Consider the following 26219-nt stretch of genomic DNA (forward strand, 5'->3'; position numbering starts at 1 on the left):
GAACCATGTCCGAGTGGTATAATTACATAAAAGCCCTGCACCTGATCTTTGTGACCACATGGTTTGCAGGGCTTTTTTATATTCCAAGGCTTTTTGTTTACCAGATCGAAGCTTCCAAAAAGCCATCTCCCGACAGGGAGATCCTGGGAAAGCAACTCGCCTTAATGGCAAAGCGTCTCTGGTATATTATTACCTGGCCTTCTGCTGTGCTGGCCACAATTTTTGCTCTCTGGCTTTTAGTGATCATTCCCGGATGGTTAACCCAGGGCTGGATGCTGGTCAAGCTGGGGTTCGTGGTGCTGTTATTTCTCTACCATTTTAAAACGCACCAGATGTTTAAGGAGCTCCAAATGGGGCAGGTGCGATATTCTTCTGCGTTCATGCGGATCTGGAATGAAGGGGCTACCATTATTCTTTTTGCAGTGGTATTTCTGGTGATCCTTAAAAGTACCATTAACTGGATTTTCGGGGTGGTGGGTATCCTGGGACTGGCCATCTTACTCATGCTGGGCATACGTTTGTATAAAAATATCCGCAAGCGCAATCCGGAAGCATAATGGCTTAATTATTGATAAAGATTTACCCAAAACAGCATATTGGTGTATAAAAAACTCTCTTTGCGGTTACGGATATTTATAACCATGATCCTACTGGTGATCATAGCCTCTATCTTCTTTGCTGGGCTTACCATCTATCAATATCGCGAACAGAATGTCGATTATCACCGGGACCGTCTTGAAAGAAAGGAAGAGCAGGTAAAGGCGCATATTGACCTGGTTTTAAGAGAGACCACCTACGAGGTTAAAACGGAGAATCTTCAATACATTTTTAAAGATGAGATCTACGATATTTCGGACATTCAGAATCTGAACTTTTACATCTTTGACCTGCAGGGAAACCTGATCAAAAGTTCCAAACCGATTTATGAAGACGACTCTATTTTTGTAAAACTCGCTCCTAATATCCTGGAAAAACTAAGGGAGAGCCCCGGAGAGAATCCTACCCTAGGCAAGCGATATGTAGAAAAGAAATCGGCTGCCGGTGAGCGGTACCAGTCGTCGTACAGCTATATTCTCGATAAGCGGTTTAAGCCTATTGGTATTCTTAACATCCCTTATTTCGAGGACAACAGCTTTAACAATTACGAATTAAAGGAATTTCTGATGCGTCAGGGCGGGGGGATCCTGATCATCCTGGCGTTGGCCGTTTTCCTGGCTTACCTGATCTCGAGTTATATCACGCGGTCCCTGAAAACCATTAGTAAGAGGCTGTATGAGACGCGGCTGAGTAAATCCAATGAGAAGATCTATCTGGACGACCCCAGCGAAGAAATAGGCGCTCTGGTTGATGCCTATAACGGGATGGTAGATGAGTTGAATGAGAGTGCAGCCCTGCTTGCAAAAAGTGAACGGGAACAGGCCTGGAGGGAAATGGCCAGGCAGGTGGCACACGAGATCAAAAATCCGCTGACCCCCATGCGGTTGAGTATACAGAATTTCCAGATGCGGTTTGATCCCACAGCTGCAGATGCCAAAGAAAAAATACAACAATTTACTGATACCCTTATTCAGCAAATAGACACCCTGAGCAATATAGCTTCGGCCTTTAGTAATTTTGCCAATATGCCGGCTCAGCAAAATGAAACTCTGAACGTGGTCAAGGTGGTAAGGCTCGCACTGGATATTTTTAATGAAGACTACATTACCTTTGTGAGCGACGAAGAGGAGATCATTGCCAAACTGGACCGTACCCAATTGATACGGGTGGTTACCAATCTCGTTAAAAATGCGGTTCAGGCCATTCCCGAGGATCGCCTTCCCAAGGTGGTGGTGAGCGTGTTTTCGGAGGCCGATAAGGTCAGGATCACCGTGGCCGATAATGGACAGGGCATCGATGAGGCTAACCGTGAAAAGATCTTTGAACCTAAATTTACCACCAAGACCAGCGGTATGGGCCTCGGTTTGGGAATGGTGAAAAATATTGTGGAAACCTACCAGGGAAGTATTACCTTTACATCCGTTCCGCAGAAAGGCTCCGTTTTTACCGTGAGCTTCCCCAGGATCTGATCACGGCCGCTGCTGCTTGAAGATAAAAAAGATCATCAAAATCATAAATCACAACAATCATGGAATTCAATAATATTCTTACTGAAAAGGAAGAGAACATTGCTGTAATCACCATTAACAGGCCTTCAAAGCTCAATGCGCTGAACCGGGAAACCATCAGGGAATTACACGAGGCTTTTGATGTACTGGACAAAGATCCCGGGGTACGGGTTATTATAGTTACCGGTGCGGGTCCTAAGGCATTTGTAGCAGGGGCGGATATTTCTGAATTTTCAGAGTTCTCCGTTGATGAAGGAGCATTACTGGCGGCAAAAGGACAGGAACTGCTGTTTGATTTTGTGGAAAGGCTTTCTACTCCCGTCATTGCTGCAGTAAACGGGTTTGCCCTGGGCGGCGGACTCGAACTGGCCATGGCCTGCCATTTCAGAGTGGCGAGTGATAACGCCCGTATGGGCTTGCCGGAGGTAACTCTGGGAGTTATTCCAGGCTACGGTGGCACCCAGCGGCTTCCACAGCTGGTAGGTAAGGGGAGAGCCATGGAAATGATCATGACAGGAGGAATGATCGGTATAGAACAGGCGCATTTGTACGGCTTGGTAAACCATATGGTGGCCCAGGAAGAACTTTTACCCTTTTGTAAAAAGATCGCCTCAAAGATCGCCGCCAACTCGCCTAAGGCTATCGCTACGGCTATTAAGGCTGTAAATGCCGGGTTTAGCCGGGAAGGTTACCGCGAAGAGGTCAAGGCCTTCGGAGCCTGTTTCGGAACGGGGGATTTTAAGGAGGGTACAACCGCATTTCTGGAAAAAAGAAAACCGGAATTTAAAGGAAAATAGGTCCGTCTGCCGGCTGGCAGTTGGAAATAATCACATAAAAGGCGCGCGGAGAAAGAAATTTTACCGCGCGCCTTTTTTTAATCACCTGTATTAAGCTGTTTTAGGAGGGCGTATTTCTAGCGTCTGCCTTCCCATTCCCCGTAAAACTGTTCCAGGAAGGTTTCCATGAATTCGTGGCGTTTCCCGGCCAGTTCTTTTCCTGTTGCGGTATTCATACGGTCTTTGAGCAGAAGTAACTTTTCGTAAAAGTGATTTATGGTGGGCGAGTTGGATTTTTTGTACTCTTCCTTGCTCATGTTTAATTGCGGGGGAATAGCAGGGTCGTATAAGGGCCGGTTCTTAAATCCTCCATAGTTAAAACACCTGGCAATTCCGATAGCTCCAATAGCATCAAGCCTGTCGGCATCCTGAATGATGTCCAGTTCCAGGGAGTTGAATTTTTGTTTGAAATTACCACCTTTAAAAGAGATGTTCTCAATGATCTTTACCACGTGGTCTGTGATCTTTTTGTCCACCCCGAGCTCCCCAAGGAATCCGCGGGCCATTTCCGGGCCAACCTCCTCGTTCCCGTCGTGAAATTTGGAGTCGGCAATGTCGTGCAAAAGCGCTCCGAGCCCCACTACAAGCGGGTCGGCCTTAGGTTCGTCCTTGGCAATAAATAAGGCGCTTTTAAACACACGTTGGGTGTGAAACCAATCATGACCGCCCTCAGCGTTCGTCAGGGCTTCTTTTACAAATGCTATGGTTTTCTCTATGATCTCGCTGTTACTCATATGCTTTTATACTCGAAATAATGGTAGATTCAATCTGATCGATCAGGGCTTCGGTAGTTGCGCTGCTAACCTCAATGGAAGGGTGAACGTCGAAGGTGATATGGTTCCCTATGCCCATCGGGAAAGCACCGTATCTCACTGTTTTCCAGGAATTGTTAATACTGATGGGAATAACCTGTGCTTCTGGCATCTCTTCAATAAGGGTTTGCAATCCCGAACGCTTGAATTTCTTCATCTTTCCCTTGCTGCTTCGGGTACCTTCCGGGAATATCACTACAGACCGACCGTGTTCGTTGGCATAGGCAGCGATCTTTCTGATCTCCCTCAGGGCCTGATCACTGTTCCTGCGATTGATAAGCACGGAACCGCCATGGCGGAGATTATAAGAGACACTGGGGATGCCTTTTCCCAGTTCTTTCTTACTGATAAATTTGGGGTGATACTTTCTCATATACCAGATAACAGGAGGGATGTCGTACATGCTCTGGTGATTGGCCACTATAATCGTAGGCCTTCCCACAGGGATCTTGTTCGGATTTCTGAAGCTTACGCGGTTTCCGAGTAATAGCAGGCACCTGGTGAGTCCCAGGTTCAAAAGGTCAACACTTTTTTTATGGGCCTGGTAGCCGAAAACGTTCAGGCATATCCATTGAACGGGATGAAAAATAACCAGCAGGAATCCGAATGCCAGGTAGTAGATTACGGTGAGTGGATATGAAAGTATCTTCGCCATCGTATTAATCAAGATTCATGTGAAAATACTCCTTTTTAAGCGCATCAACAAGTTCGGTTACCTTGCGGTCAAGTCCCGGTAATACCTGATCGGGGTCTTTAATATAATCGTCCTCAAATTGCCAATAGGTGATTTTCTCGGCCCAGTCAGGAAACTGGTCCTGCATCAGCACCTTGTGTTCGGTCTCATCCATGGCGATTATTCTGGGGGCCGACCTGAGGTCCTGCAGGCTCAGGGAACGCGGCATATGCAGGTATTCGGTAATATCGATCTCCTGCTGTTCCATATAAGCTTTGGTATGCCTTGATAAGGGGCCCTCATTACCGCTCCAGAGTTTTAAACCTCTGGAAATGGAAGTGAATTCCAGATTTTGTATCTGGCATTGATGGTTAAAAAGGATCTCTGCAAACCGGCTTCTGTAATAGTTTCCGGTACAGATAAAAAGAACATCGTAGTTTTTCTTCATGTTGGTGTTGAAAATTAAGCTGACAGCAAAAAAAGCCACGTTCAGGACGTGGCTTTAGTGTATTTCTTAACGTTGGAGATATTTAGCAAAAATCGTTGTAAGCATCCATCAGGTTCTCCGCGATCATTTCAGCAGGTCTGCCTTCGATGTGGTGACGCTCCAGCATGTGTACCAGTTCTCCGTCTTTAAACAATGCCATACTCGGAGAAGAAGGAGGGAAGGGAAACATATAGCTTCTTGCCTTGTCGGTGGCCTCCCGGTCTACCCCGGCAAAAACAGTGTACAGGTTGTCTGGACGCTTGGCGTTCTGAAGGCTCATTTTGGCCCCCGGTCTGGCATTGGCCGCGGCACATCCGCATACCGAGTTTACTACAACAAGCGTGGTACCCTTCTGTGCAATGGCATTATCTACTTCTTCTACCGTTAAAAGTTCTGTAAACCCAACTGATGTCAGGTCTTCCTTCATGGGTTTTACTAATTCTGGTGGATACATATAATTCCTTTCTTTTTATGATGGGTGAACCTTTGTTCACGCCGGATTTATCTTTATAAATAAGATGTCGCAAATATATGGAAAAACATACACTCAAAAATGCATTTTCGAGATTTCGATCGGGTTCACCGGTAAGGATGATTTCTGTAAAGGGTCCTGGAATTCAGCTTAAAACGTAGTGTTCGTTTTTAAATTTCATAGCAATTGCACAGGGATTTTTTGGTCGGCATCTGTTTCAAAACCAAACTGGCCTGGTCTCGGGCAAGGGGGAGCATGGGAAACAGCAGGGATGGTGGTTAATGTACGGTGCCTGGTTCAGCCAGTTGGTAAATTTCTGCAGGTTGACAAACCTGCCATTGGAGGCACTTCCGGTAAGCCTTGGGTAAAAAAGTGTCGAACGTTTCAGAAATAGTATATTTGGGCTCTCAATATTCAGGCTATGTATAAATGGATTGCGGCTTTCATTGGCTATCTTTTGTATAGGATTCCGGGTGCAGTACTCGGATTTTTTATCGGAAGTTTTATCGATGGTATCAAGGTGACCAAAGTGGATCCCGGTACGATTTTCGGGCAGAGTTCCCGATCGGTTTCTCCTGCTGATTTTGAGCTGAACCTGCTCTCCCTTTGTTCTATTGTGATCAAGGCTGACGGACGGGTAAACACCACAGAACTCGATTATGTTCGCAGGTATTTTGTTTCGACCTATGGAAAAGAAAAGGCCAATGCCATTTTCCGGACCTTTAATGAAGTGGTTAAGAACAGGGAGATCAATGCCCAGCGTATTTGCGGGTATCTCAACACCCGGATAGGTTATGAAGTTCGTTTGCAGCTGGTCCATTTTCTCTTTGGGATCGCGGCCGCAGATGGTGTGGTAAGCGAACGTGAAAGTGAAAAGATCCATGATATTGCCGGCTTTTTCCGGATCAGCTATCGCGATTTTGAAAGCGTGAAGGCCATGTTTGTTAAGTCGGCAGATAACGCCTACAAGATCCTGGAAATTGATGCCTCTGCCACCGACGCCGAAGTGAAAAAAGCCTACCGGCAAATGGTTAAAAAGTACCACCCGGACAAGGTGCGTTCTGAAGATGAGGCCATTAAAAAAGGTGCTGAAGACAAATTCAGGGAAGTGCAAAGGGCCTATGAGCAAATTCAGTCTGAAAGGGGGTTTTAAGCAGTTGAAGTAAGGATTCAAAATTATTTCTTTAACAGAAAAAATTGTAAGTTTGGCCTTACCTGAATCTAACCTGAAAACATTATGGCCGACTTTTGGTTTTACTTTAAACTCGGACTTACACACGTCCTGGATATCAACGCCTACGATCATATCCTGTTCCTAATTGCACTCACGGTTCCATACACCTTTAAAGACTGGAAAAAAACACTTTGGCTCGTCACGGTCTTTACCATAGGGCATTCGGTAAGTCTGATCCTTGCCTCCTATAACGTGGTATCTGTAAATGCAGCCTGGGTAGAGTTCCTGATCCCGGTAACTATTGTATTAACAGCGCTGTTCAATGTGTTTACGGCGGGGAAAGGCCCGAGAAAGGAAAAGATCGGTCTGAACTTTTTTGTGACCCTTTTCTTTGGATTGATCCACGGACTCGGATTCTCGAGCTTTTTCAGGATGAATGTCGAGGGAAGAGATAACAAACTGCTCACCCTGGAGGAATTCGCGTTGGGTGTGGAGGCAGCCCAGGTTGTCGTAGTGCTTTTGGTGCTGCTTCTTGGATTTATGATGCAAACGGTATTCCGTTTTAATAAAAGAGATTGGGTGATGGTGATCTCTTCTGTGGTCATAGGGATAGCCTTGCCCATACTGAGAGACACCTATCTGGTTTTATAGGAAAATTTTAATAGGTATAAGGTTGTAAATCAGTGGCAAACCTCATATCTTCGTTATTAATCAGATCAAGCAACCTATTGTCTTAGATAGCGTTGCTTTTTTTGACCCGAATTTACTTATGTCTGAAAAAAAACAGAGGAAGTATGACAAAGCCTATTTACGCATGGCCCAGGAATGGGGGAAACTGTCATACTGTAAACGAAAGCAGGTAGGGGCTATTATTGTTAAAGACCGGATGATCATTTCTGACGGTTATAACGGGACTCCGACAGGGTTTGAGAATTTTTGTGAAGATGAGGAAGGCTATACCAAGTGGTATGTACTTCACGCGGAGGCCAATGCCATATTAAAGGTGGCTTCTTCCACACAATCCTGTAAAGGTTCTACCTTGTATATTACCCTTTCTCCATGTAAGGAATGCAGTAAGCTTGTGCATCAGGCCGGTATTACGCGGGTTGTCTATCATCGTGCATACAAAGATGATTCCGGAATGCAGTTTCTCTCAAAAGCAGGAGTTGAACTGGTTCATATGCCGGACTTAGAAGACGATTAAATGAAGAAAATATATTATTTATTACCGCTTATTCTCGCAGTGGCATTCTCTCTGGGCTTGTTCATTGGGGGAAAGCTCAATTTTAACGATACCCCCGAGAAACTTTTTTCCACCAATTCCAAAAAGGATAAGCTCAACAGGCTCATCGATTATATCGATTATGAATATGTCGATGAGGTCAATACCGATAGTATTGTTGATGTAACAGTAAACAATATCCTGGATAAGCTGGATCCACATTCCGTATATATCCCAAAACAGGAGGCCGAACGGGTCGCTGAGAATATGAAAGGCGATTACGTAGGGGTTGGGGTGAGCTTCCATATGTATAAGGATAGCCTCGCTGTGATCCGGGCCATAGAAGGAGGTCCAAGTATGGAGGCGGGGATTCTTCCCGGAGACAGGATACTGATGGCTGATGCGGATACCTTGTATGGGAAGCACCTCAGCAATGATGAGGTGGTAAGCAGGTTGAAAGGCATGGCTAACACTCCGGTGAATCTGCAGATATACCGGAAAAGTGAAGACAGGTACCTGAATGTAAAAATTAACCGGTCCAGGGTGCCCATAGCAAGTCTTGATGCGTATTACATGCTGAGCAGTGATCTGGGTTATATCCGTTTGAACCGGTTCGCAGAAAGTACCTATAAGGAATTCAAGGAAGCCCTTAAAAAACTGAAATCGTTGGGGATGACCAAACTTGCCCTCGATCTTCGCGACAATCCGGGGGGTTACCTGGGAATTGCCGAACAGATTGCCGATGAATTTCTTGAGTCCAAAAAACTCATGCTCTTTACCCGGAACAAGAGTGGGGCAGTAGAACAATCCTTCGCCACCCGAAGAGGCGATTTCGAAGATGGGGAAGTGTTTGTCATGCTGAATGAAAAGTCGGCCTCTGCAAGTGAGATCGTGGCCGGAGCGCTACAGGACAACGACAGGGGGACCATCGTGGGCAGGCGGTCTTTCGGAAAAGGACTTGTGCAGCGGGAAATGGAGCTGGGTGACGGGTCTTCTGTAAGACTCACCGTATCGCGGTATTATACCCCCACCGGAAGGTCCATACAGCGCTCTTACGAAAACGGTTCCGACGATTATTATGAGCGCTTTTTTAAAAGATATGAAAACGGAGAATTATATTCTGCTGACAGCATTCAGGTCGCTGACTCGCTGATCTTCCGCACGCCTAAGGGTAAGATAGTATACGGAGGCGGAGGGATCATACCGGACATCTTTGTCCCCCTCGAGGAAACCAGGGAAGAAAATTTCTTCAATACCATGGTTTTCGAATCCGGGTATATGTCCTTCTATGTGTTTGAATACCTGGATCAGCACCGGGAATTGTTTCTGGGTATGGATTTCCAGACCTTTAAGAAAGAAGTAACCATTGATCCTGCGCTGGTAAGAGGCTTTTCGGATTACCTGAGTTATAGAAAACTCGAGTTTGACCTTGAAAAATACAGCGACAACCTTGAATTATATCTCAAAGCCACAATTGCCGAGCAACTCTTTGGAAAAAATGCCTATGAGCAGATCCTCAGGGAAAATGACCCGATGATCAGGGCAGTGGTGGATATCAGCAAAAAAGAAAATTTATAAGCTATCCCCCGAGGCTACACCAATTTATCGTGTACTTTGGTGTGCTCCCCGTTATTCCATTGGGTAAGAATGTCGGTGGCCACCTGTGCCCCGCTGCCTGCAGCAATAGCGAACTGACTGCGCCATCCTGCCAGGGTTCCTGCCACCCATAATCCTGGGAAAACCAGGTGATTCTCATTTCTCAACTGGATCCGATTCTTGGATGCCGGAGACAGGGCATGAGGTGCTATATAGGATTCCAGACCTTTAATGGTGAACAGATCGGTGTATCCTACTGCAATAACAACCTTTTCGGCCTCGTAGATCCCTTTGTTGGTGGTGACCTCGAAATGGCCCTCCGAACCGGATACAGCAGTTACCTTTTCCTTATGGATCTGATCAATATGAGGGTAAAGTTCTTGCAATTGCTCCTGTCCCTGTTTGAGGATATCCTTTCCCAGGGTTCCCGGTTTTAAACCAAGCACATTGTTAAACAATGCATTTTGAAGATGGGAAGCCTTCTGGTGCATAACAATGCCGGTGCGCTTTCCGGCGGCGTATGGTTTGTTTACAGCCGACCCGATAACCAAAGCACATTGCATGCCTGCCGCCCCGCCTCCAATAATCAAAAGATCGTATTTCATTTCTTTCCTTTCACTTTGTCCTGGATTTGTCTGGAGATGCTAAGGATCACCAGCAGGAGAATAGCACAAAGGGATGCTACTACCCCGATAATGGCTACCGTGCTGTCTCCCTCGAAGGGATTGCTGAAGTCAATTAGCGTGGCATTGTAGATAACCAGGGCAAATGCAAGTACGATAAGAACGATATTAAAAATTTTCATAGCTGTTTTTTATAGTAGTCCTGAAATGTTACTGGTAAACAGTTTTACAGAGATCGCCAGGAGAATAACTCCGAATACTTTTCGGATCACCGATAAACCGGATTTTCCCATAACCCTTTCGATCTTTTTCGAAGACTTCAGGATAATATACACAAAGATAATATTAGCCAGGATGGCCACAATAATATTTTCGACATGATATTCTGCTCTTAACGACAGGATAGAGGTTAATGTACCGGCTCCTGCAATAAGAGGAAATGCCAGGGGTACAATTGAGGCGGTTTCCGGAGCATCATCCTTGTAGAGGGTAATGCCCAGGATCATTTCAAGTGCCAGAAAAAATATGATAAAACTACCGGCTACAGCAAAAGAATTCACATCGATACCGATGAGCTTAAGAATTTCTTCCCCGATAAAAAGGAAGGCGATCATGATCACGGCAGCCACTACCGAAGCTTTTTCAGATTCGATATGACCAACCTTTGCTCTGAGGCCTACAATGATGGGTACACTGCCAATAATATCGATCACAGCGAACAGGATCATAGTTGCCGGAAGGATTTCGGAAATGCTGAAATTCATGGACTTAGGGTTTTTTAAAATCGGCTGCAAAATTAATAATAAGTTCGGGATAGACATCAATAAATAGTTAAATTTTACCGGGTTGTTAAGGGAAAATATCCAGAGAAAACGAGGTATCTTTGCAGCATGTTTCAACTTGGGAAAAGTATAATTTCGGAAGAGATCATAGAAAATGATTTCGTTTGCAACCTCAACGCCTGTAAAGGGGCTTGTTGTGTGGAGGGGGAAGCGGGTGCTCCTTTGGAAGAGGAAGAACTGAAAGTTCTCGACGACATTTATGCGGAGGTAAAACCTTTTTTACGGCCTGAGGGTATTGAAGCCATAGCACAGCAGGGTCGGTATGTAAAGGGAGCAGATGGAGAGTGGGAAACCCCGCTGGTGAACGGCTCGGAATGTGCCTATGTGACATTTGATGAAAAAGGTACTGCCCTTTGTGGGATCGAGGAGGCCTATAACCAGGGGAAGATCGACTGGAAAAAACCGCTTTCCTGCCATCTCTATCCCGTGCGGGTAAAGCAATACGCGGAATTCTCCGCTGTTAATTATCACAAGTGGTATATCTGCGACGATGCCTGTACCCTTGGGAAGGAGCTTGGCGTTCCGGTGTATAAGTTCGTCAAGGAAGCCCTCATCCGTAAGTTCGGACAGGAGTGGTATGATGAACTGGAGGAAGTTGCCAGTCAGTTAAAGTCCTGATGGGGCAATCACCACGGTTGTTTTACCAGACCAGTATTTCCGCCCCGTTCTTTCTATTGTGAACCTGACTTTTTAAACCGGTATATATGTACGGTAGTTTAAAAGGATGGCCCATATTCAAGGAAATACTTCCCATACTGCTGCTGGGGGTGTTCTTCGTTGCATGCAAAGAACAAAACATCCGGGAAAAACAAGCCGGAAAAACGGAGAAGCAGGGTATAGCAGAGATACTTGTCGAAAACAGGGAAGGGGAGGCTGAGTATGTTACCCGGCATATGGAATTTACCGGGCCCGATACCCTGAATTCCGGATGGAACCACCTGAAATATGTAAACCTTTCTTCTGAACCCCATTTTATAGTTCTTGAAAAGCTGCCCGATAGTATCGGTATGGAACGATACCTCGAGGAAGTGATCCCTGTTTTTCAGCAGGCCGGTGACCTGATCTTTAAAGGGAAGCGCGATAGCGGACTCACGGTCTTAATGAACCTCCCTTCCTGGTTTTATAAGGTGCGCTATTGTGGCGGGGTGGGGTTAACGTCTGCCGGAGAGGTAGGTCGAAGTACGGTGTATCTCGAACCGGGCACCTATGTTATGGAGTGTTACCTGAAGATGCCGGATGGAAGTTTTCACTCTTCCATGGGTATGGTAAAGCAAATCAGGGTTTCCGAAACCGAGGGGCCGGGACGCCCTCCATTAAAGGCGCTTCCTGTGGTCATATCCCGGCAAAAAGGAATTGAGTTTGATCGCCGACTAAAGGCCGGTGTCCATAATTTTTCGGTGTATTTCAGGGATCAATCGGTGCACGGACATTTACTTGGGCATGATGTTCACCTGGCAAAGGTGGAAAGGGCTGACGCCCTGGAATCGGTTCTGGCGTGGATGGACTGGAGCCGCACCGGAGGATTGCAATCTCCTGCTCCCATCGGAATCAACTTTCTTGGCGGGATACAGGAACTCCCAATGGGCAAAACCGGGTATTTTCATGCGAATCTTACGCCCGGCAATTATATCCTTATCGCCGAGGTGCCGGAACCTGACACGAAAAGGATGGTAGTGTCTTTTCAGGTAGATCCGGTTGGGGAACCGGCAGAATAACTGTTAAGATCAGAAAAGGGTTATTCTGCCCCGATTAACAGGTCGGTTCCCAGGTATTTTCCCTTGTTGGTATACCAAGCCCTGCTTTTTGGGATTTTCATGCCCTGAACATCCATTGTTTCTTCGAGCAGGATATATTCTCCCTGGCCTGTGGTCTCATCCTTAAAGAATTGGTAAGCCTCCATGGCATAGGTCTCCGGATCAAAATAAAAACACCACACGTCTTGCCCTACTTCCGGGTCATAATCTACTCTTACCACCAGATATTCCTTCCCCATAAAAGTTTTGCGCTCCACCTCTTCACCTATCCTGCTTCCGGGATCCATGAGTTTCATGGGTAAGCCGTAGAGATAGGTGTAGTAATTCTTCATCATGGTGGTGCGTTCGCAGGTGCCGCGGTGCTTTTTCATTTCTTCGGGAGTAAGATCGGTGACTCCGTTAAGGCTGAAGGTGCACTGGCCATCCTTCCATGTTCTGAAGGTTTGGGTGCTGTCTCTTTCGGTCTTCAGGGTAAAGGTGTTGCCGGGCAGATCAATAAATACTTCACTGTACCGCACAGACTGATCAGGGGTGGTCATTTCAATTTCCAGGGTGCCTTTAAACTGATCCCAGCGTTGTCCAGGGTCATGGTATTCTATGGCGCGTTCCAGAACCTGTTTGCCGTCGCTTATCGTATTACAGGAGGTCAATGCAATACTAAAGACAAGGAGAAGCGTTTTAAGATGCATAGGGTGTAATTTTACCCTCTAAAATAAAAAAAGCGCCTTGATCAAGGCGCTTTTTTGTGGATTAATGCGTTGCCGTTTCCGGAACGGGGACTTTACTGTCGTATTCCTTATTGTAGAGCTCCATAAGATTCATCACAGCCTCGGCGAGGTCTTTGGTCTCCATCAGGAGACTAAAGTAAAGCGATGTGTTCTTAGGGCTTGACTCTTCGGTACGGGTTCTGGCGATCTGTTTCTGAACTTTTTCAGAAACCTTAGCCATTAGCGCTTCCTTGTTCTGCAACAGTATTTCGATAGCTTCAAAGTCCTTATTGGTAAAGGCATCTTTGATGTTTGTAAACAGGTTTTCCATTTCCTGCTGCAATTCCAGAAGTTCGCGGGTCTGGTTGAACTTAAGTTTTCTGTGATTGTTATTCACGTGCTTATAGCTCGCCTTCCCGATGAATTCCAGAGACTGGCTCATGTCCTGAAGGTAACCCAGGGCCGTAATGTAGAAGTTGGATGCTCCCACACTCGATTCGTCCAGATTTTTGATAAAGTAGAAGATGTTGTCTCTCATCTCTTCCACTTCAGCGGTAAGTTTGGTTGTACCTTTTTTACTTTTCTTAAGCATCTTGAGATCTTCCTTTGAAAGTCCGATAATGGCATCGTTAAAGATCTTGTTACTTCTGCTTGCTACAGCGGCAATGTTTTCTGCACTCTCCTGGATAACCCCCTGGATAGAGCTGCTTTCAGCGCGCTTCAGGCTGTCAGCTTCCTTGTTGAGGGAGCTTTTCTTCTTGTAGGTAATGTAGTTGCGAACCAGCAATACTACTGCAAAGAATAAAAGGATCGCAATGGCGGCAGGTCCGCCAAGGTATATAATGTAGGCCATGATAGCGGCAGCGATGAATGCTGAGAATGCCGTAAAGAACCATCCTCCGATCACATTAAATACACCGGCAACACGGTATACAGCACTTTCACGTCCCCAGGCACGGTCGGCGAGGGAGGTACCCATGGCAACCATAAAAGTAACATAGGTAGTGGAAAGTGGTAATTTCATGGAAGTGGCAATAGAGATCAGTACCCCTGCGATCATCAGGTTCACAGAAGCTCTGATCATATCAAATACCGGAGCATCTTCCTTTTTCATCCCTTTTGCAAGGGCAGGTTTTTCAAATTGCCTGTTCATGGTGCTGATGGCAGAAGCCGGTAATACAGCGCCGATGCCTTCGCTTATACGGGTACTGAAACGAACGATACCACGAGACAATGCGTTAGGCTGGAATTTTTCCTGACCTTCATCCTGTCTTGCAAGACCAAGTTCTGTCTCGGTTACGGTACGGGCTTTTTTAGAGAACCACAGGGTAAGTACCATCACGCCACCGGCGATGAAAAGCAGGAAGGGTTCGGTTGGTACTTTTTTGGCAAGGGTTTCCATAGAGTAGCTGTCTGCAGCAACTCCTGAAGCTGTCCAGGCTTCAAAAGAGTGGTAGGCAGCCATTGGCACCCCGATAAAGTTGACCAGGTCGTTTCCGGCAAAAGCCAGGGCAAGACCGAAGGTTCCCATAATGATAACGAAGGTAAGGACGTTTTTCTTGAACAAGCTGCTGTAAAGCTGAGAGAACAGCGTCCAGAATACAAAGCTTCCTCCGATAATATACAGTTCATTTCCGGTCAGGTATCCTTTCAGGTCATCGTAGTAAGGAGTCCCTTTTAATCCCTTCATAAAGATGAAGTAAGTGATGGCAGTCAATGCGATCCCTCCGAAGATAGCGCCAAAGTGCTTGATCTTCTTCTCGTACTGGAATGAAAAGATCAAACGGGAAATAAATTGCACCAGGGCACCTACCGAAAACGCGATCACCACAGATAACAGGATCCCGGAAATGATCATCAGAGCCTTATCAGAATTGATGTAGTTTCCTAAGTCAGCAAGCGTTTCGGTTTCTGAAGCACCAATCTTGATAAGCGCCATGGCTACCGCAGCACCGAGCAGTTCGAATACGATCGATACCGTAGTGGAAGTGGGCATCCCGAGGGTGTTAAAGAAATCCAGTAAGAGAATATCGGTGATCATTACGGCCATAAAGATGATCATGATCTCACTGAACATGAACTGTTCAGGGATAAAGATCCCTTTTCGTGCAACTTCCATCATTCCGCTGGAGAATACTGCTCCGAAAAAGATCCCTAAACTCGCAATGATCATAATGGTCTTAAAGGAGATTGCCTTGGAACCAATAGCTGAGTTCAGGAAGTTAACCGCATCGTTACTTACCCCAACCACAAGGTCGGCGATAGCCAGAATGGCCAGGGCAACGATCATGAGTAAATAAATGTTTTCCATAGTAGTCAAATTAAAAATGCTTATTAGCAATTAGTCTGTTATTAGAAGTGGAAATCCAGTTGAAGTCTCCACATAAGCCTGTCATTATTAGCTTCAAAATCGGTGTAAGATACGTCGGTTTGCAGCTTAAGTTTGTGGCCAACAAAATACTTTGAAAGTCCGAGAGTGTACTGGGTTTCCTCTCCGATGCCTGTTATGGCTTCATCCAGGGCAACGTTGGAGTATCTTCCTGTGATTTCGTAATCGTTCTTGAACAGGTATCCTGACATCAGGTTCAATCCGTCTCCAACCAAAACCACGTCTCCGGTAGCGGTGCCATCCAGGTTAAGGGCAACTGGGGTGTCGGCATCTCTTTTAGCATATTCTCCCATAAAGGAAAAACCTTTGTATTTGAACATCATGTCTGCAAAAAACGTGTTGATATCGGTCTCATGGAATCCGTAATCTGTTACCATGTAGCTTCCCATATTGCTTCGGGTACGTACCGCATCCTTGTTCATGTCGTAGGTGGCAGCAACCATCAGTTTTGGGGTTTCCTGTCTGTCAAGGGCAGCACCTTTGTAATCGCCTTTGTTTGCAAATTTCCCGAAAGGCAGGATCTCGATGCGTCCGGTGTACTGGTGTCCTCCGAGGTTTCCGGTGGTTACGTTTCGTCCTTCTCCCTGAGATACGGCAAGTTTTTCCCGGATCAGAAAGGAGTTGCCAAATGTGATGTGGTGTCTTAACTGCAAGCCCATATCACGGTCAATATTGAATCGCGAGTTCACGATGGAACGGTCTACCAGTTGCAGGTCTGCGGAGGAGATCACACGTTCGATGTTCCCGGGAAGCTTGGTTTGACCGGCCCATAATTCGAAGTTCTCCCAGAAGTTGTACTTGATAACTGCGTCCATGATAAACCGTGGGGCGTTGTTGGTAAAGGCAGAGGTGCCTCCCATATCTCTGTTGGAAAGCCCGAACTCCATCTTATAGGTGATCTTAGGGCTGTACAGGTGTCCTTTGAACTTTAACCTGGAACGTCTGATAAGGTTGTTGTTTTGGGGGTTCTCGAAAGTTCCGTCGTTGTCGGTCCAGGTTGTGGTGGAAAGCAATTGTACACGGGCAGAAAAATTCATGCTCCAGGTACTGTCCTGACCAACAATGTTTAAAAGTCCTTTTCCGAATTTTGGGGCTGTTACTTCCTGAGCATGCATAGCAGCTGGAGAAAGTAGAAACAGCATGATAACTGTAGCTAAATATCTCATGTAGGTATTAGTTTTTGTCGGGTGCAAAGAACTTTTTTATATGTTAACTGAATGTAAAGTGAGTGTTATTAAAGGATATTCTTTTTAAAAGGTAAGTGCTTATAAAAGAAAAGGGTTACCTGGCCAACCGGTAACCCCAATACTTCATTAAAGTCGACAAAAACTATTAATACTAATGAAATATTTAATAGTCTTAAGACTGAGGCAAAAATGTAGCTTTAGCCTCAAGCAAAGGTTTCCGGAATATTATTTTAATATTAATTCGATTTTTTTCCGGGGCTTTTTTCCTTTCAATGCGATCCTTTTTTCAGGAAGACAATAGTATATTGCAGTACCTAAAACCGAACTATGAACTGGGAACAACTCTTGTCTCTGAAACGTTACGGAGACACCTTTAAAAGGATCAGAAAAGAACAGGATGAAACCCGCCTTGGATTTGAGGTGGATTACGACAGGATCATTTTCTCTTCCGCATTCCGGAGTCTTCAGGATAAGACCCAGGTCATACCGCTTTCCAAGACCGATTTTGTACATACGCGGCTTACCCACAGCCTGGAGGTTTCTGTAGTGGGGCGTAGTCTTGGAAGGGCCGTTGGGAAGGCGGTGCTGGAAAAACACCCTTACCTGGCTGAGGTTTACGGATACCGGTTTAATGATTTTGGCGCTATCGTGGCCGCTGCTGCTTTAGCCCATGATATTGGGAATCCGCCCTTCGGGCACAGCGGGGAAAAGGCCATAGGAGAATTTTTCTCTAATGGAAATGGCAGAAAGTATCAGGAGTTGCTGTCTGAGAAACAGTTTCAGGACCTGGTTGATTTTGAGGGGAACGCCAACGGGTTAAGTATTCTTACCGAAACCCGCCAGGGAATTGAAGGCGGACTTCGGCTAAGCTATGCCACCCTGGGGGCCTTCATGAAATACCCGAAAGAATCCCTTCCGAAACGGCCCACGAACCGGATCGCGGATAAGAAATACGGTTGTTTTCAGTCGGAACGGAATGTGTTCAAAGACGTGGCAGAGGAACTGGGCCTTATGCCTGCCGGGAACACAAAAGAAGAGCTTTCCTATTGCCGGCACCCTTTAACCTTTCTGGTGGAAGCCGCAGATGATATCTGCTATACCATTATCGACTTCGAAGACGGGATCAACCTTGGTCTTATAGGGGAAGAGTACGCCCTGGAATACCTGATCAATCTGGTTCGGGATTCCATTAACACGAAAAAATATCATGCCCTGAGCAGCAGGGAAGACCGTCTGGCTTACCTGAGGGCGTTATCCATAAGTACCCTGATCAATGATGCGGTACGTATTTTCCTGGAAAATGAAGAGGCGATCCTGGCCGGGGAATTTCACGTCTCCCTGTTGGAGCAATCGAAGTTCAAGGCACAGATCGACGATATTATAAAGATCAGTATTTCCCATATTTATCAGAGCCAGGAGGTGGTGCAAAAGGAAATAGCCGGGTATCGCATTTTAAACACCCTGCTGGATATATTCTGCGGAGCAGTGATGCGGGATTATGAAGGCAAACCCACCAATTACGATAAACTTATTCTGGAGATGTTGCCTCAGCGTTTCCGGGAAGCCGGAGATCCTTATGGAAAACTACTCCGGGTGTCTCAGTTTGTTGCGGGACTAACCGATGGGAAAGCCCTGCTTATCTTTAATAAGATCAACGGACAGTCATTGCATTAGAAATCATAGGTGAGTCCCACGCCTAGCAATTGTTTCAGCTGGATCCTGGGGCCTACCGGAATGGTTTCTCCGGTTTCGCTGTCAATTTCGCTGAACTTCACATCGTTATCATAGATGATGTGGGTGCCCAGGGTGGCTTTTACGTATTCATTCACCCGTAGTTCCAGATCCAGGATCCAGTTTACATCGATGTTTCCGAAGCTGTTCAGGTAGTCGGTATACAGGGTGAGCTTATTGGAAAGGAACATATTGTCATAGATCTTTCTCTGAAAGGAGTGAGAGATCAGGATACCGATCTCAGTAAGGACCTTTTGTCCGTTTCTCAATTTATTTCCAAGGCTATCAAAAGCAGCAGGTCGCACCCCGAAAGATCCGGCATCGGCAAGGTCCTGGTCCAGGACGAAAGTGGATTTTTGTGTCAGGGGAGAAATATAGAGGTTCACATCCTTATCGTCGGGGGAATATTCGGCACCAATACCCAGGAAGAGGTACCCCGGGGCCATAAATCGGGAAATGGGTTGCTCCCTGTCGGGGTATTTATAACCATTGGAGAACTGGGTGCTGAAATTTCCCTTTGCAGACATATACCAGTTGGAGAGAGCATCATGCCTGGCACCGAAGGTAGAGTTCAGCTGGATCGCGTCATCGCTCTTCCGGATTTTCTGACCTTCCTGAACGTTGATGCCGTAACGCATGATGAGCTCATTATTCCATTGTACGTTTCGGTTCTTGTACCTCCGTCTGAACTCGGCCTTTAATAAGGTGGTGATGGCATTATTTCCCCCTGCATTCCAATTCACGAAAGCGATCTCACTGAGGTCGAATCCCAGTTTATTAACGGTGGTCCATTTAGGGGGAGACGGCTGGTATTTGGCCAGCAATTGTTCCAGATTCAGCGTATCCCGCTTGATCACTAATAAGGTGTCCTGTAATGGCTCTTCACCCAGGATCTCCTGGTCATTTTGTGCAATCAGGGTATTGCAACAAAAAACGAAGAGAAGGATTCTCCAATATTTCATACCGCATGTAGGTTAGTTCAGGGATTACAAAACAGACAGAAGTTGTCTCAACTCCTGTGCCAAACTTCGCCCGTCAATCTTTAATTTATTATACAATTCACTAATACTTCCTTGTTCTATGAATTCGTCCGGAATCCCTTTTAGGATTACCGGGTTGGTATACCGGTGTTCTGAGGCAAATTCCAGAACAGCACTTCCCATCCCGCCTTTAATGGTGCCATCTTCCAGGGTAAGAACCAACTCGTGTTCCCGGAATACCTCATGCAGCATATTCTGATCCAGGGGTTTCAGAAAGCGGAGGTCGAAATGGGAGATCTGACTCACTTCTTTCTCTGATAGTAACTCCATAGCATCCTGAATATTGTATGCCATGGTTCCTATGGTTACAATGGCCAGGCGGGAACCTTTTCTTAAGATATCCCCCTTTCCGGTGGCTATGGTATTGAACTGCTTTTCCCAATCAGTGATCCGGCCTCTTCCCCTGGGGTACCTGATGGCTATCGGATGCTCCAATCCCTTGGTCGCAGTATACAGTATATTTCTCAATTCAATAACATTGCGCGGAGAAAATATAATGAGATTTGGAATACACCTAAGGTAAGCCAGGTCGAAGACCCCGTGGTGGGTGGCGCCGTCATGGCCGACGAGTCCCGAACGGTCCAGACAAAAAATCACAGGGAGGTTCTGCAGGGCTACATCGTGAATAACCTGGTCATAGGCCCGCTGCAGGAAGGTCGAATAGATATTACAAACCGGGATCATTCCGTTTGCCGCCATTCCTGCTGCCAGGGTTACAGCGTGCTGCTCTGCAATACCCACGTCGAAGGCTCTTTCGGGATAGGCTTTCATCATCATGTTCAGGGAGCTTCCCGTGGGCATGGCGGGGGTAATAGCAGTGATCTTTTCATTAAATCCGGCCAGTTCGGTAAGGGTACGTCCGAAGACATCCTGGAACTTTGGAGGCAGGCCTTCTTCATTTTTTGGTAATAACTTCCCGGTGCGGGCATCAAATCTCCCGGGGGCGTGATACAGCACCTGGTCTTCCTCTGCCTTTTTCAGGCCTTTTCCTTTGGTGGTGATCAGGTGAAGGAACTGCGGGCCTTTGCAATGGCGCAATCGCTCCAGTTCCCTGAGCAGGGCCGGGAGGTCATGTCCATCTACCGGACCCGAATATGCGATATTGAGTGCTTTAATAATATTGGGCGCACCGGTATTCTTTTTTCGCTTTACCCGGGTGAGGTATTCTTTGAGAGCACCTACACTGGGGTCGATCCCAATGGCGTTATCATTCAGGATAATGAGGAGGTTGGCATCGCTAACCCCGGTATGGTTCAGTGCCTCAAAGGCCATTCCGCTTGCGATGGACGCATCCCCGATCACTGCGATATGCTTGCGTTCGTGATCGCCCTGGATCTTAGAGGCCATAGCCATTCCCAGGGCAGCCGAAATGGAGGTGGAACTATGGCCGGTGCCAAAGGCATCGTAAATACTCTCTTCACGCTTGGGGAAACCGCTGATACCACCCAGCTGCCGATTGGTATCAAAAACCCCTTTCCTTCCCGTCAGGATCTTATGACCGTAGGCCTGATGCCCCACATCCCATATCAAAAGGTCATCGGGGGTATTGAAAATATAATGTAAGGCGATGGTTAGTTCCACAACACCCAGGCTGGCACCTAAATGACCTTCCTTGGTGGCTACGATCTCGATGATGAACTGTCGAAGTTCCCGTGCCAGATCGGTAAGCGTGGCGGGATCCAGTTTTCTCAGATCGGATGGATCGTTGATCGAGTCGAGCAAAGGCGTGTTCATAGCACAAATTTACAAGGAGATTCGGATTGTACCTACCTTAATGACTTAAAATGGGATATAAAAACACTGAAATTGTATTTTTGTAATTATGGTGGAAGTATTTGATGATAATTACTTTATGCGAAAGGCGCTGCAGGAAGCAGAAGAAGCCTTCGAAAAAAATGAAATTCCTGTCGGAGCAGTGGTCGTGGTAGAAAACCGGATCATCGCCCGGGCGCATAACCTGACGGAGACCCTGAATGACGTTACCGCTCATGCAGAGATGCAAGCCATAACAGCGGCTGCCAACTTCCTTGGCGGAAAATACCTTAAGGGTTGCACCTTATATGTAACCCTGGAGCCCTGCCAGATGTGTGCCGGAGCCCTCTACTGGAGCCAGATCGACCGGATCGTTTACGGGGCCACCGATGAACACCGTGGCTGTGGGGTCATGGGTACTACCCTGCACCCCAAGACCCGCATGCAGGGGGGAGTTATGCAGGAAGAAGCTTCCCGGCTTATGAAGCGCTTTTTTATTGAGCGCAGAAATCTGAACTAAAAAAAAATGCACCCCGGGGGGTGCATTTGTACTACAAAATAAAATATATCCTTAGCCAATAACTTCCACGTCTGTGGCGGTCATTCCTTTTCTGCCTTCTGATTCTTGATATTCTACTTTGTCACCATCACGAAGTTCGATTCCGTTCAGATTTGAAACGTGAACGAAAATGTCTTTTCCTGATTGATCATTGGTGATGAATCCATAACCTTTGGATTCGTTGAAAAATTTAACTGTACCAGTCATTGTAATAAATAATAAAAAATTAAAGCGGTAAAGGTAGGATTAAAATGTTCAGGTCGTGTTAAAAAAATGATATTTAAGTGAAAAATTATTGATTTTCAGGTTTTTTGTGCTTTCTGTCCTTCATCTTATCGAGGTTTTCCTTTGTGAAAGTATAATCCTTTAGTTTCTTTCCCCGGGACCTGTGAAATATAAAAATCGGCATGAGGATAAAGGCGGAAGCGAGCACTGCCAGTCCCACGATGCGGTCACCGGTGATATGGTTTCCCTGCCATTTAAAATAATAGCCCACCCCAATGGCTACAAGGATGGAAAAGAATAAAAATCTCAGGAAATACTTCATAAACTATCGGGTTAAATGGATGAGCTTTCGGCGGTAGGCCGTGAGTAATTTTGATTTGGAAACGAATCCGTAATATTTTCCGTCTTTGATCACAGGCAGGTTCCAGGCACCACTGTCCTGGAATTTCTTCATGACCCGGGTCATTTTGTCCTTTTGGATCCTGATCACCGCCGGCGGGTTGTTCATCAGGTCCTGGGCAGTGATCTCGTTGTACAGTTTTTGATCGAACATGACCGGTCTGAGGTCATCCATGAGTATAATGCCTTCAAGATAATGCGTTTCCCGGTTGAGTACCGGGAAAATGTTTCGTTTCGACTTTACTATGGCCTCCTTCACGATCTGCCCCAGGTTCATATCCGGATAAACCGGAATAAAATTGGTCTCCACCACACTTTCTATATCCATAAGGGTGAGTACGGCATGATCCTTATTGTGTGTGATCAGATCTCCTTTTCTGCCGAGCTCCATGGCATATACCGAGTGGGGTACGAAATACCGGGTGATCCAATAGGACATAGCTGCTGTGATCATTAGCGGCACGAACAGGTCGTACCCTCCGGTGAGTTCAGCGATAAGGAATATGGCAGTAAGCGGAGCGTGTAACACCCCGGCCAGAAGCCCGGCCATACCTACCAGGGTAAAGTTACTGGTAGAGATCACCTTGGGAAAAATGTTAAGGGTGTTAATAAGCAGTGCCAGGCAGTAGCCCATGATGCTTCCCATGAACAGGGTAGGGGCAAAAATTCCACCTACGCCTCCCGCTCCGAAGGTGAGGGCTGCCGCTACGATCTTAAAAATAACCAGTCCTGCCAGAAGTCCTATGATGACCCAGGCATTGTTGAGGTCCAGGTTGAATATATTCTTTTGCAGTGCTACTTCCGGCTGGTCCTGTATGAGGTGGTTGATCACATCAAAACCCTCCCCGTATAAGGGGGGGATAAGAAAGAGCAGTAACCCGAAGGCCAACCCTCCGGTAAGAAGGCGTTTAAGAGGGCTTCCGATCTTTTCAAAGTAGATGGCGATATTCTCGTATACCCTGGAGAAATACACGGAAGTAAATGCCGCTACCACTCCCAGAATAACATAGTAGGGTAGGTCTCCGATGGTAAAGGTCTCTGTGATACGGAAGGGTAAAATAATATCGTTTCCAAAAAAGAAGTAGGACGTGATCACTCCCGAAAGGGATGCCAGCAGGAGCGGAAGCAGGGATGCCAGGGTGAGATCCAGGCTGAAGACTTCTATGGCGAAAATGATGGCGGCAATCGGGGCTTTAAAGATAGATGACATGGCCCCGGCAGCAGCACATCCTATCAATAACATACGAGACGCCTGGTTGGTATGCAGCAGGCGCGAAAGATTGGAACTTATGGCAGCCCCCGTTGCAACGGTAGGACCTTCAAGTCCTACAGATCCTCCGAATCCCACGGTGATCGGGGCAGTGAGCAAGCTTCCGAACATCTGGAATCGCTTCATGATACCTTTGCGTTTGGATATGGCAAAAAGGGTGGAGGGAATACCATGGCTTACCTTGTTTCTTATTACATAGGTAATCATGAGCAGGGTGAGGGTGAAGCCGATAATCGGAAACACAAAATAAAATGCGAGCTGTAGGTTGCCCAGGGCAGAAATATTGAGCAGCACCTCGATAAAATGAGTGAGGTTCTTTAAGGTGACCGCAGCAAGACCAGAGGCGAGTCCTACAATAATGCTGAGGATGTAAATGAAATTTTTATCAGAGATATGTTTGTACTTCCATATCAGGAAGCGGGTAAACAGGTTTTTCTTTGACTTTGATCTCGTCATTACCGGTGTAATATATTCAAAGCTAGGAAATAAAAGGAGAAAAAGGCTGCCTTACTTGTATTAAGGCAGCCTTGCAGGATTATTATTTCTTTAGAGCGATATGCAATTCGGTTAGCTGCTCTTCGTCCAGACGTGCAGGGGCGTCGATCATGACATCCCTTCCGGAATTGTTCTTAGGGAAGGCAATATAATCTCTGATCGATTCCTGACCTCCCAGGATGGCGGTAAGTCTGTCGAATCCGAAGGCGATCCCACCATGAGGGGGCGCACCGTACTGGAAGGCATCCATAAGGAACCCGAATTGTTCCCTGGCTTCTTCCTCGGTAAATCCAAGATGTTTGAACATCAGGCTTTGTAAGCCTTTATCGAATATACGAATGGATCCTCCGCCGATCTCGTTCCCGTTAAGCACCAGGTCATAGGCGTTGGCACGAACGGCGCCGGGATCGCTCTCCAGTTTGGCGATGTCTTCAGTTTTTGGGGAGGTAAACGGATGGTGCATGGCGTGATAACGCTCGGTATCTTCATCCCATTCCAGTAATGGGAAATCGACCACCCATAACGGTGCAAACTCACTTGCTTTACGCAATCCCAGACGTTCTGCCATCTCCATTCTCAGCGCGCTGAGCTGTGGACGTACTTTTCTGGTGTCTCCGGAAAGCACACAGATCAGGTCTCCGGGTTTTGCCCCGGTGGCCTCTGCCCATGCGGCCAGGTCTTCCTGGTCGTAAAATTTGTCTACCGACGACTTGAAGCTGCCATCTTCATTGTATTTTACATAGACCATACCGAGAGCTCCCACCTGCGGGCGCTTTACCCAGTCAATAAGGTTGTCGATCTCTTTACGGGTATAGGCGGCTCCCCCGGGAACGGCAATACCCACCACGAGTTCGGCCTCGTTGAAGATTTTGAAGTCCTTGTGTTGGGCAACCGCATTGAGTTCTCCGAACTCCATGCCAAAGCGGATATCCGGTTTATCATTCCCATAGCGCTTCATGGCCTCATCATAAGTCATTCTTGGAAAGGTGCCGGTCTCCACACCTTTTAATTCTTCCAGCAGGTGTCTTGTAAGGCCTTCAAAAGTGTTCAGTATATCTTCCTGATTCACAAAGGCCATTTCACAATCGATCTGGGTGAACTCCGGTTGCCTGTCGGCGCGGAGGTCTTCGTCCCGGAAACACTTTACGATCTGGAAGTATTTATCCATCCCGCCCACAATAAGCAATTGCTTAAAGGTTTGGGGCGACTGCGGCAGGGCATAAAATTGCCCCTCATTCATTCTGGAAGGTACCACAAAATCACGGGCGCCTTCAGGAGTCGATTTTATAAGGTAAGGCGTTTCCACCTCAATGAATCCTTCCTCAGAAAGGTAGTTTCTCACTTTCATAGCTACCTGGTGACGGAAAACAAGCTTGTTTTTTACCGGGTTTCTTCTAATGTCCAGGTAGCGGTATTTCATACGAAGGTCTTCGCCTCCATCGGTCTCGTCTTCAATCGTGAACGGAGGTACCTCGGCCTTGTTCAACACCACCAGTTCCTTCACCAGGATCTCGATATCCCCGGTAGGGATATTGTTATTCTTGGATTCCCGTTCAATGACCTCCCCTTTCACCTGGATAACGAATTCGCGCCCCAGGGAGTCTGCGGTCTCAAAAACCGCCTTTGGAGTTCTCTCTTCATCAAATATAAGCTGGGTGATGCCGTAACGGTCCCTGATATCCACCCAGATCATAAATCCCTTGTTTCTTATTTTTTGTACCCATCCCGACAGGGTAACTTCTTTGCTGATGTCTGCGGCTCTGAGTTGCCCGCAGGTATGACTTCTGTACATAGATCTTAAATGCATTTGAGGTGCAAAGGTAAGAAGTTATACAGATAAATGGACTAAAGATTTTAGGAGGTAATCAG

Annotated in this window: 27 protein-coding genes; 11 read left to right on the forward strand and 16 right to left on the reverse strand. The window is 46.5% G+C overall.

Annotation, left to right across the window (positions count from 1 at the left end; translation table 11 throughout):
- Positions 1-5: 5 nt before the first annotated feature.
- From K7R11_RS02380 to K7R11_RS02390, 3 genes are all read left to right on the forward strand, one after another.
- Positions 6-557, forward strand: a complete 552-nt coding sequence (locus K7R11_RS02380) for a CopD family protein (protein WP_224488356.1) — start codon at positions 6-8, stop codon at positions 555-557.
- 84 nt (positions 558-641) lie between these two features.
- Positions 642-2066, forward strand: a complete 1425-nt coding sequence (locus K7R11_RS02385) for a sensor histidine kinase (RefSeq protein ID WP_224489134.1) — start codon at positions 642-644, stop codon at positions 2064-2066.
- Between the two features lie 59 nt (positions 2067-2125).
- Complete coding sequence (locus K7R11_RS02390; protein WP_224488358.1) at positions 2126-2902, forward strand: enoyl-CoA hydratase/isomerase family protein; 777 nt, start codon at positions 2126-2128, stop codon at positions 2900-2902.
- 116 nt (positions 2903-3018) lie between these two features.
- On the opposite strand, the gene K7R11_RS02395 is transcribed toward K7R11_RS02390, so the two are convergent.
- From K7R11_RS02395 to K7R11_RS02410, 4 genes are all read right to left on the reverse strand, one after another.
- Positions 3019-3675 carry an HD domain-containing protein gene (locus K7R11_RS02395; RefSeq protein ID WP_224488360.1) on the reverse strand — a complete coding sequence of 219 codons (657 nt, stop codon included), beginning with the start codon at positions 3673-3675 and terminating at the stop codon, positions 3019-3021.
- Positions 3668-4408, reverse strand: coding sequence for a lysophospholipid acyltransferase family protein (locus K7R11_RS02400; RefSeq protein ID WP_224488362.1), 741 nt, complete (start codon positions 4406-4408; stop codon positions 3668-3670). Before K7R11_RS02400 ends, K7R11_RS02395 begins: the two co-directional genes overlap by 8 nt.
- Before the next feature lie 4 nt (positions 4409-4412).
- Positions 4413-4874 (reverse strand): arsenate-mycothiol transferase ArsC, encoded by a 462-nt coding sequence (locus K7R11_RS02405; protein ID WP_224488364.1) that lies wholly within the window; start codon positions 4872-4874, stop codon positions 4413-4415.
- An 82-nt stretch (positions 4875-4956) separates the two neighbouring features.
- Positions 4957-5367 (reverse strand): BrxA/BrxB family bacilliredoxin, encoded by a 411-nt coding sequence (locus K7R11_RS02410; protein ID WP_224488366.1) that lies wholly within the window; start codon positions 5365-5367, stop codon positions 4957-4959.
- Between the two features lie 439 nt (positions 5368-5806).
- Here K7R11_RS02410 and K7R11_RS02415 point away from each other — a divergent pair, with 439 nt between their 5' ends.
- The 4 genes from K7R11_RS02415 (at position 5807) to K7R11_RS02430 (ending at position 9359) form a co-directional block, all read left to right on the forward strand.
- Positions 5807-6538 (forward strand): TerB family tellurite resistance protein, encoded by a 732-nt coding sequence (locus tag K7R11_RS02415; protein ID WP_224488368.1) that lies wholly within the window; start codon positions 5807-5809, stop codon positions 6536-6538.
- A gap of 84 nt (positions 6539-6622) precedes the next feature.
- On the forward strand, positions 6623-7210 hold the full coding sequence (locus K7R11_RS02420; RefSeq protein ID WP_224488370.1) for a HupE/UreJ family protein: 588 nt from the start codon (positions 6623-6625) through the stop codon (positions 7208-7210).
- Between the two features lie 118 nt (positions 7211-7328).
- Complete coding sequence (locus tag K7R11_RS02425) at positions 7329-7763, forward strand: deoxycytidylate deaminase (RefSeq protein ID WP_224488372.1); 435 nt, start codon at positions 7329-7331, stop codon at positions 7761-7763.
- Complete coding sequence (locus K7R11_RS02430) at positions 7764-9359, forward strand: S41 family peptidase (RefSeq protein WP_224488374.1); 1596 nt, start codon at positions 7764-7766, stop codon at positions 9357-9359.
- Positions 9360-9373: 14 nt separating this feature from the next.
- Here the strand turns inward: K7R11_RS02430 and K7R11_RS02435 are convergent, their stop codons facing one another.
- The 3 genes from K7R11_RS02435 to K7R11_RS02445 are packed head-to-tail and all read right to left on the reverse strand — an operon-like array spanning position 9374 to position 10764.
- Positions 9374-9982 carry an FAD-dependent oxidoreductase gene (locus tag K7R11_RS02435; protein WP_224488376.1) on the reverse strand — a complete coding sequence of 203 codons (609 nt, stop codon included), beginning with the start codon at positions 9980-9982 and terminating at the stop codon, positions 9374-9376.
- Positions 9979-10182, reverse strand: a complete 204-nt coding sequence (locus K7R11_RS02440; protein ID WP_224488379.1) for a hypothetical protein — start codon at positions 10180-10182, stop codon at positions 9979-9981. Before K7R11_RS02440 ends, K7R11_RS02435 begins: the two co-directional genes overlap by 4 nt.
- A gap of 9 nt (positions 10183-10191) precedes the next feature.
- Positions 10192-10764 (reverse strand): MarC family protein, encoded by a 573-nt coding sequence (locus K7R11_RS02445; RefSeq protein ID WP_224488380.1) that lies wholly within the window; start codon positions 10762-10764, stop codon positions 10192-10194.
- Between the two features lie 126 nt (positions 10765-10890).
- Between K7R11_RS02445 and K7R11_RS02450 the strand changes: the two genes are divergently transcribed.
- Positions 10891-11460: a DUF3109 family protein gene (locus K7R11_RS02450; RefSeq protein ID WP_224488382.1), complete on the forward strand. Its 570-nt coding sequence runs from the start codon at positions 10891-10893 to the stop codon at positions 11458-11460.
- 86 nt (positions 11461-11546) lie between these two features.
- Positions 11547-12557: a hypothetical protein gene (locus K7R11_RS02455; protein WP_224488385.1), complete on the forward strand. Its 1011-nt coding sequence runs from the start codon at positions 11547-11549 to the stop codon at positions 12555-12557.
- Positions 12558-12577: 20 nt separating this feature from the next.
- Here K7R11_RS02455 and K7R11_RS02460 read toward each other — a convergent pair whose 3' ends face one another.
- The 3 genes from K7R11_RS02460 to K7R11_RS02470 form a co-directional block, all read right to left on the reverse strand.
- Positions 12578-13285: a DUF6503 family protein gene (locus K7R11_RS02460; protein WP_224488387.1), complete on the reverse strand. Its 708-nt coding sequence runs from the start codon at positions 13283-13285 to the stop codon at positions 12578-12580.
- A 61-nt stretch (positions 13286-13346) separates the two neighbouring features.
- Positions 13347-15614 carry an inorganic phosphate transporter gene (locus tag K7R11_RS02465; protein WP_224488389.1) on the reverse strand — a complete coding sequence of 756 codons (2268 nt, stop codon included), beginning with the start codon at positions 15612-15614 and terminating at the stop codon, positions 13347-13349.
- A gap of 41 nt (positions 15615-15655) precedes the next feature.
- Positions 15656-16858 (reverse strand): porin, encoded by a 1203-nt coding sequence (locus K7R11_RS02470; protein ID WP_224488391.1) that lies wholly within the window; start codon positions 16856-16858, stop codon positions 15656-15658.
- 348 nt (positions 16859-17206) lie between these two features.
- Between K7R11_RS02470 and K7R11_RS02475 the strand changes: the two genes are divergently transcribed.
- On the forward strand, positions 17207-18553 hold the full coding sequence (locus K7R11_RS02475; protein WP_224488393.1) for a deoxyguanosinetriphosphate triphosphohydrolase: 1347 nt from the start codon (positions 17207-17209) through the stop codon (positions 18551-18553).
- On the opposite strand, the gene K7R11_RS02480 is transcribed toward K7R11_RS02475, so the two are convergent.
- Both K7R11_RS02480 and K7R11_RS02485 read right to left on the reverse strand, forming a co-directional pair.
- Positions 18550-19572, reverse strand: coding sequence for a DUF3078 domain-containing protein (locus K7R11_RS02480; RefSeq protein ID WP_224488394.1), 1023 nt, complete (start codon positions 19570-19572; stop codon positions 18550-18552). The genes K7R11_RS02475 and K7R11_RS02480 overlap by 4 nt on opposite strands.
- Positions 19573-19596: 24 nt before the next feature.
- Positions 19597-21384 (reverse strand): 1-deoxy-D-xylulose-5-phosphate synthase, encoded by a 1788-nt coding sequence (locus K7R11_RS02485; protein ID WP_224488395.1) that lies wholly within the window; start codon positions 21382-21384, stop codon positions 19597-19599.
- Between the two features lie 88 nt (positions 21385-21472).
- Between K7R11_RS02485 and K7R11_RS02490 the strand changes: the two genes are divergently transcribed.
- Positions 21473-21922 (forward strand): nucleoside deaminase, encoded by a 450-nt coding sequence (locus K7R11_RS02490; RefSeq protein ID WP_224488396.1) that lies wholly within the window; start codon positions 21473-21475, stop codon positions 21920-21922.
- A 51-nt stretch (positions 21923-21973) separates the two neighbouring features.
- Here K7R11_RS02490 and K7R11_RS02495 read toward each other — a convergent pair whose 3' ends face one another.
- The 4 genes from K7R11_RS02495 to aspS all read right to left on the reverse strand — a co-directional run bounded on the left by K7R11_RS02495 (position 21974) and on the right by aspS (position 26142).
- Positions 21974-22168: a cold-shock protein gene (locus K7R11_RS02495; RefSeq protein WP_224488397.1), complete on the reverse strand. Its 195-nt coding sequence runs from the start codon at positions 22166-22168 to the stop codon at positions 21974-21976.
- Between the two features lie 85 nt (positions 22169-22253).
- Positions 22254-22508 carry a hypothetical protein gene (locus tag K7R11_RS02500; protein WP_224488398.1) on the reverse strand — a complete coding sequence of 85 codons (255 nt, stop codon included), beginning with the start codon at positions 22506-22508 and terminating at the stop codon, positions 22254-22256.
- A 3-nt stretch (positions 22509-22511) separates the two neighbouring features.
- A complete protein-coding gene (locus tag K7R11_RS02505; RefSeq protein ID WP_224488399.1) occupies positions 22512-24311 on the reverse strand; it encodes a chloride channel protein in 1800 nt (599 codons plus the stop codon).
- A gap of 82 nt (positions 24312-24393) precedes the next feature.
- Positions 24394-26142 carry an aspartate--tRNA ligase gene (aspS, locus tag K7R11_RS02510; RefSeq protein ID WP_224488400.1) on the reverse strand — a complete coding sequence of 583 codons (1749 nt, stop codon included), beginning with the start codon at positions 26140-26142 and terminating at the stop codon, positions 24394-24396.
- Between the last annotated feature and the right edge of the window lie 77 nt (positions 26143-26219).

This window comes from Robertkochia flava (assembly GCF_020166515.1).
In the GTDB taxonomy this organism is placed as follows: domain Bacteria; phylum Bacteroidota; class Bacteroidia; order Flavobacteriales; family Flavobacteriaceae; genus Robertkochia; species Robertkochia flava.

Coding starts and splice junctions, on each gene's coding strand:
- K7R11_RS02380 (WP_224488356.1), top strand. CDS start 6: ATGTCCGAGTGGTATAATTACATAAAAGCCCTGCACCTGATCTTTGTG.
- K7R11_RS02385 (WP_224489134.1), top strand. CDS start 642: ATGATCCTACTGGTGATCATAGCCTCTATCTTCTTTGCTGGGCTTACC.
- K7R11_RS02390 (WP_224488358.1), top strand. CDS start 2,126: ATGGAATTCAATAATATTCTTACTGAAAAGGAAGAGAACATTGCTGTA.
- K7R11_RS02395 (WP_224488360.1), bottom strand. CDS start 3,675: ATGAGTAACAGCGAGATCATAGAGAAAACCATAGCATTTGTAAAAGAA.
- K7R11_RS02400 (WP_224488362.1), bottom strand. CDS start 4,408: ATGGCGAAGATACTTTCATATCCACTCACCGTAATCTACTACCTGGCA.
- K7R11_RS02405 (WP_224488364.1), bottom strand. CDS start 4,874: ATGAAGAAAAACTACGATGTTCTTTTTATCTGTACCGGAAACTATTAC.
- K7R11_RS02410 (WP_224488366.1), bottom strand. CDS start 5,367: ATGTATCCACCAGAATTAGTAAAACCCATGAAGGAAGACCTGACATCA.
- K7R11_RS02415 (WP_224488368.1), top strand. CDS start 5,807: ATGTATAAATGGATTGCGGCTTTCATTGGCTATCTTTTGTATAGGATT.
- K7R11_RS02420 (WP_224488370.1), top strand. CDS start 6,623: ATGGCCGACTTTTGGTTTTACTTTAAACTCGGACTTACACACGTCCTG.
- K7R11_RS02425 (WP_224488372.1), top strand. CDS start 7,329: ATGTCTGAAAAAAAACAGAGGAAGTATGACAAAGCCTATTTACGCATG.
- K7R11_RS02430 (WP_224488374.1), top strand. CDS start 7,764: ATGAAGAAAATATATTATTTATTACCGCTTATTCTCGCAGTGGCATTC.
- K7R11_RS02435 (WP_224488376.1), bottom strand. CDS start 9,982: ATGAAATACGATCTTTTGATTATTGGAGGCGGGGCGGCAGGCATGCAA.
- K7R11_RS02440 (WP_224488379.1), bottom strand. CDS start 10,182: ATGAAAATTTTTAATATCGTTCTTATCGTACTTGCATTTGCCCTGGTT.
- K7R11_RS02445 (WP_224488380.1), bottom strand. CDS start 10,764: ATGAATTTCAGCATTTCCGAAATCCTTCCGGCAACTATGATCCTGTTC.
- K7R11_RS02450 (WP_224488382.1), top strand. CDS start 10,891: ATGTTTCAACTTGGGAAAAGTATAATTTCGGAAGAGATCATAGAAAAT.
- K7R11_RS02455 (WP_224488385.1), top strand. CDS start 11,547: ATGTACGGTAGTTTAAAAGGATGGCCCATATTCAAGGAAATACTTCCC.
- K7R11_RS02460 (WP_224488387.1), bottom strand. CDS start 13,285: ATGCATCTTAAAACGCTTCTCCTTGTCTTTAGTATTGCATTGACCTCC.
- K7R11_RS02465 (WP_224488389.1), bottom strand. CDS start 15,614: ATGGAAAACATTTATTTACTCATGATCGTTGCCCTGGCCATTCTGGCT.
- K7R11_RS02470 (WP_224488391.1), bottom strand. CDS start 16,858: ATGAGATATTTAGCTACAGTTATCATGCTGTTTCTACTTTCTCCAGCT.
- K7R11_RS02475 (WP_224488393.1), top strand. CDS start 17,207: ATGAACTGGGAACAACTCTTGTCTCTGAAACGTTACGGAGACACCTTT.
- K7R11_RS02480 (WP_224488394.1), bottom strand. CDS start 19,572: ATGAAATATTGGAGAATCCTTCTCTTCGTTTTTTGTTGCAATACCCTG.
- K7R11_RS02485 (WP_224488395.1), bottom strand. CDS start 21,384: ATGAACACGCCTTTGCTCGACTCGATCAACGATCCATCCGATCTGAGA.
- K7R11_RS02490 (WP_224488396.1), top strand. CDS start 21,473: ATGGTGGAAGTATTTGATGATAATTACTTTATGCGAAAGGCGCTGCAG.
- K7R11_RS02495 (WP_224488397.1), bottom strand. CDS start 22,168: ATGACTGGTACAGTTAAATTTTTCAACGAATCCAAAGGTTATGGATTC.
- K7R11_RS02500 (WP_224488398.1), bottom strand. CDS start 22,508: ATGAAGTATTTCCTGAGATTTTTATTCTTTTCCATCCTTGTAGCCATT.
- K7R11_RS02505 (WP_224488399.1), bottom strand. CDS start 24,311: ATGACGAGATCAAAGTCAAAGAAAAACCTGTTTACCCGCTTCCTGATA.
- aspS (WP_224488400.1), bottom strand. CDS start 26,142: ATGTACAGAAGTCATACCTGCGGGCAACTCAGAGCCGCAGACATCAGC.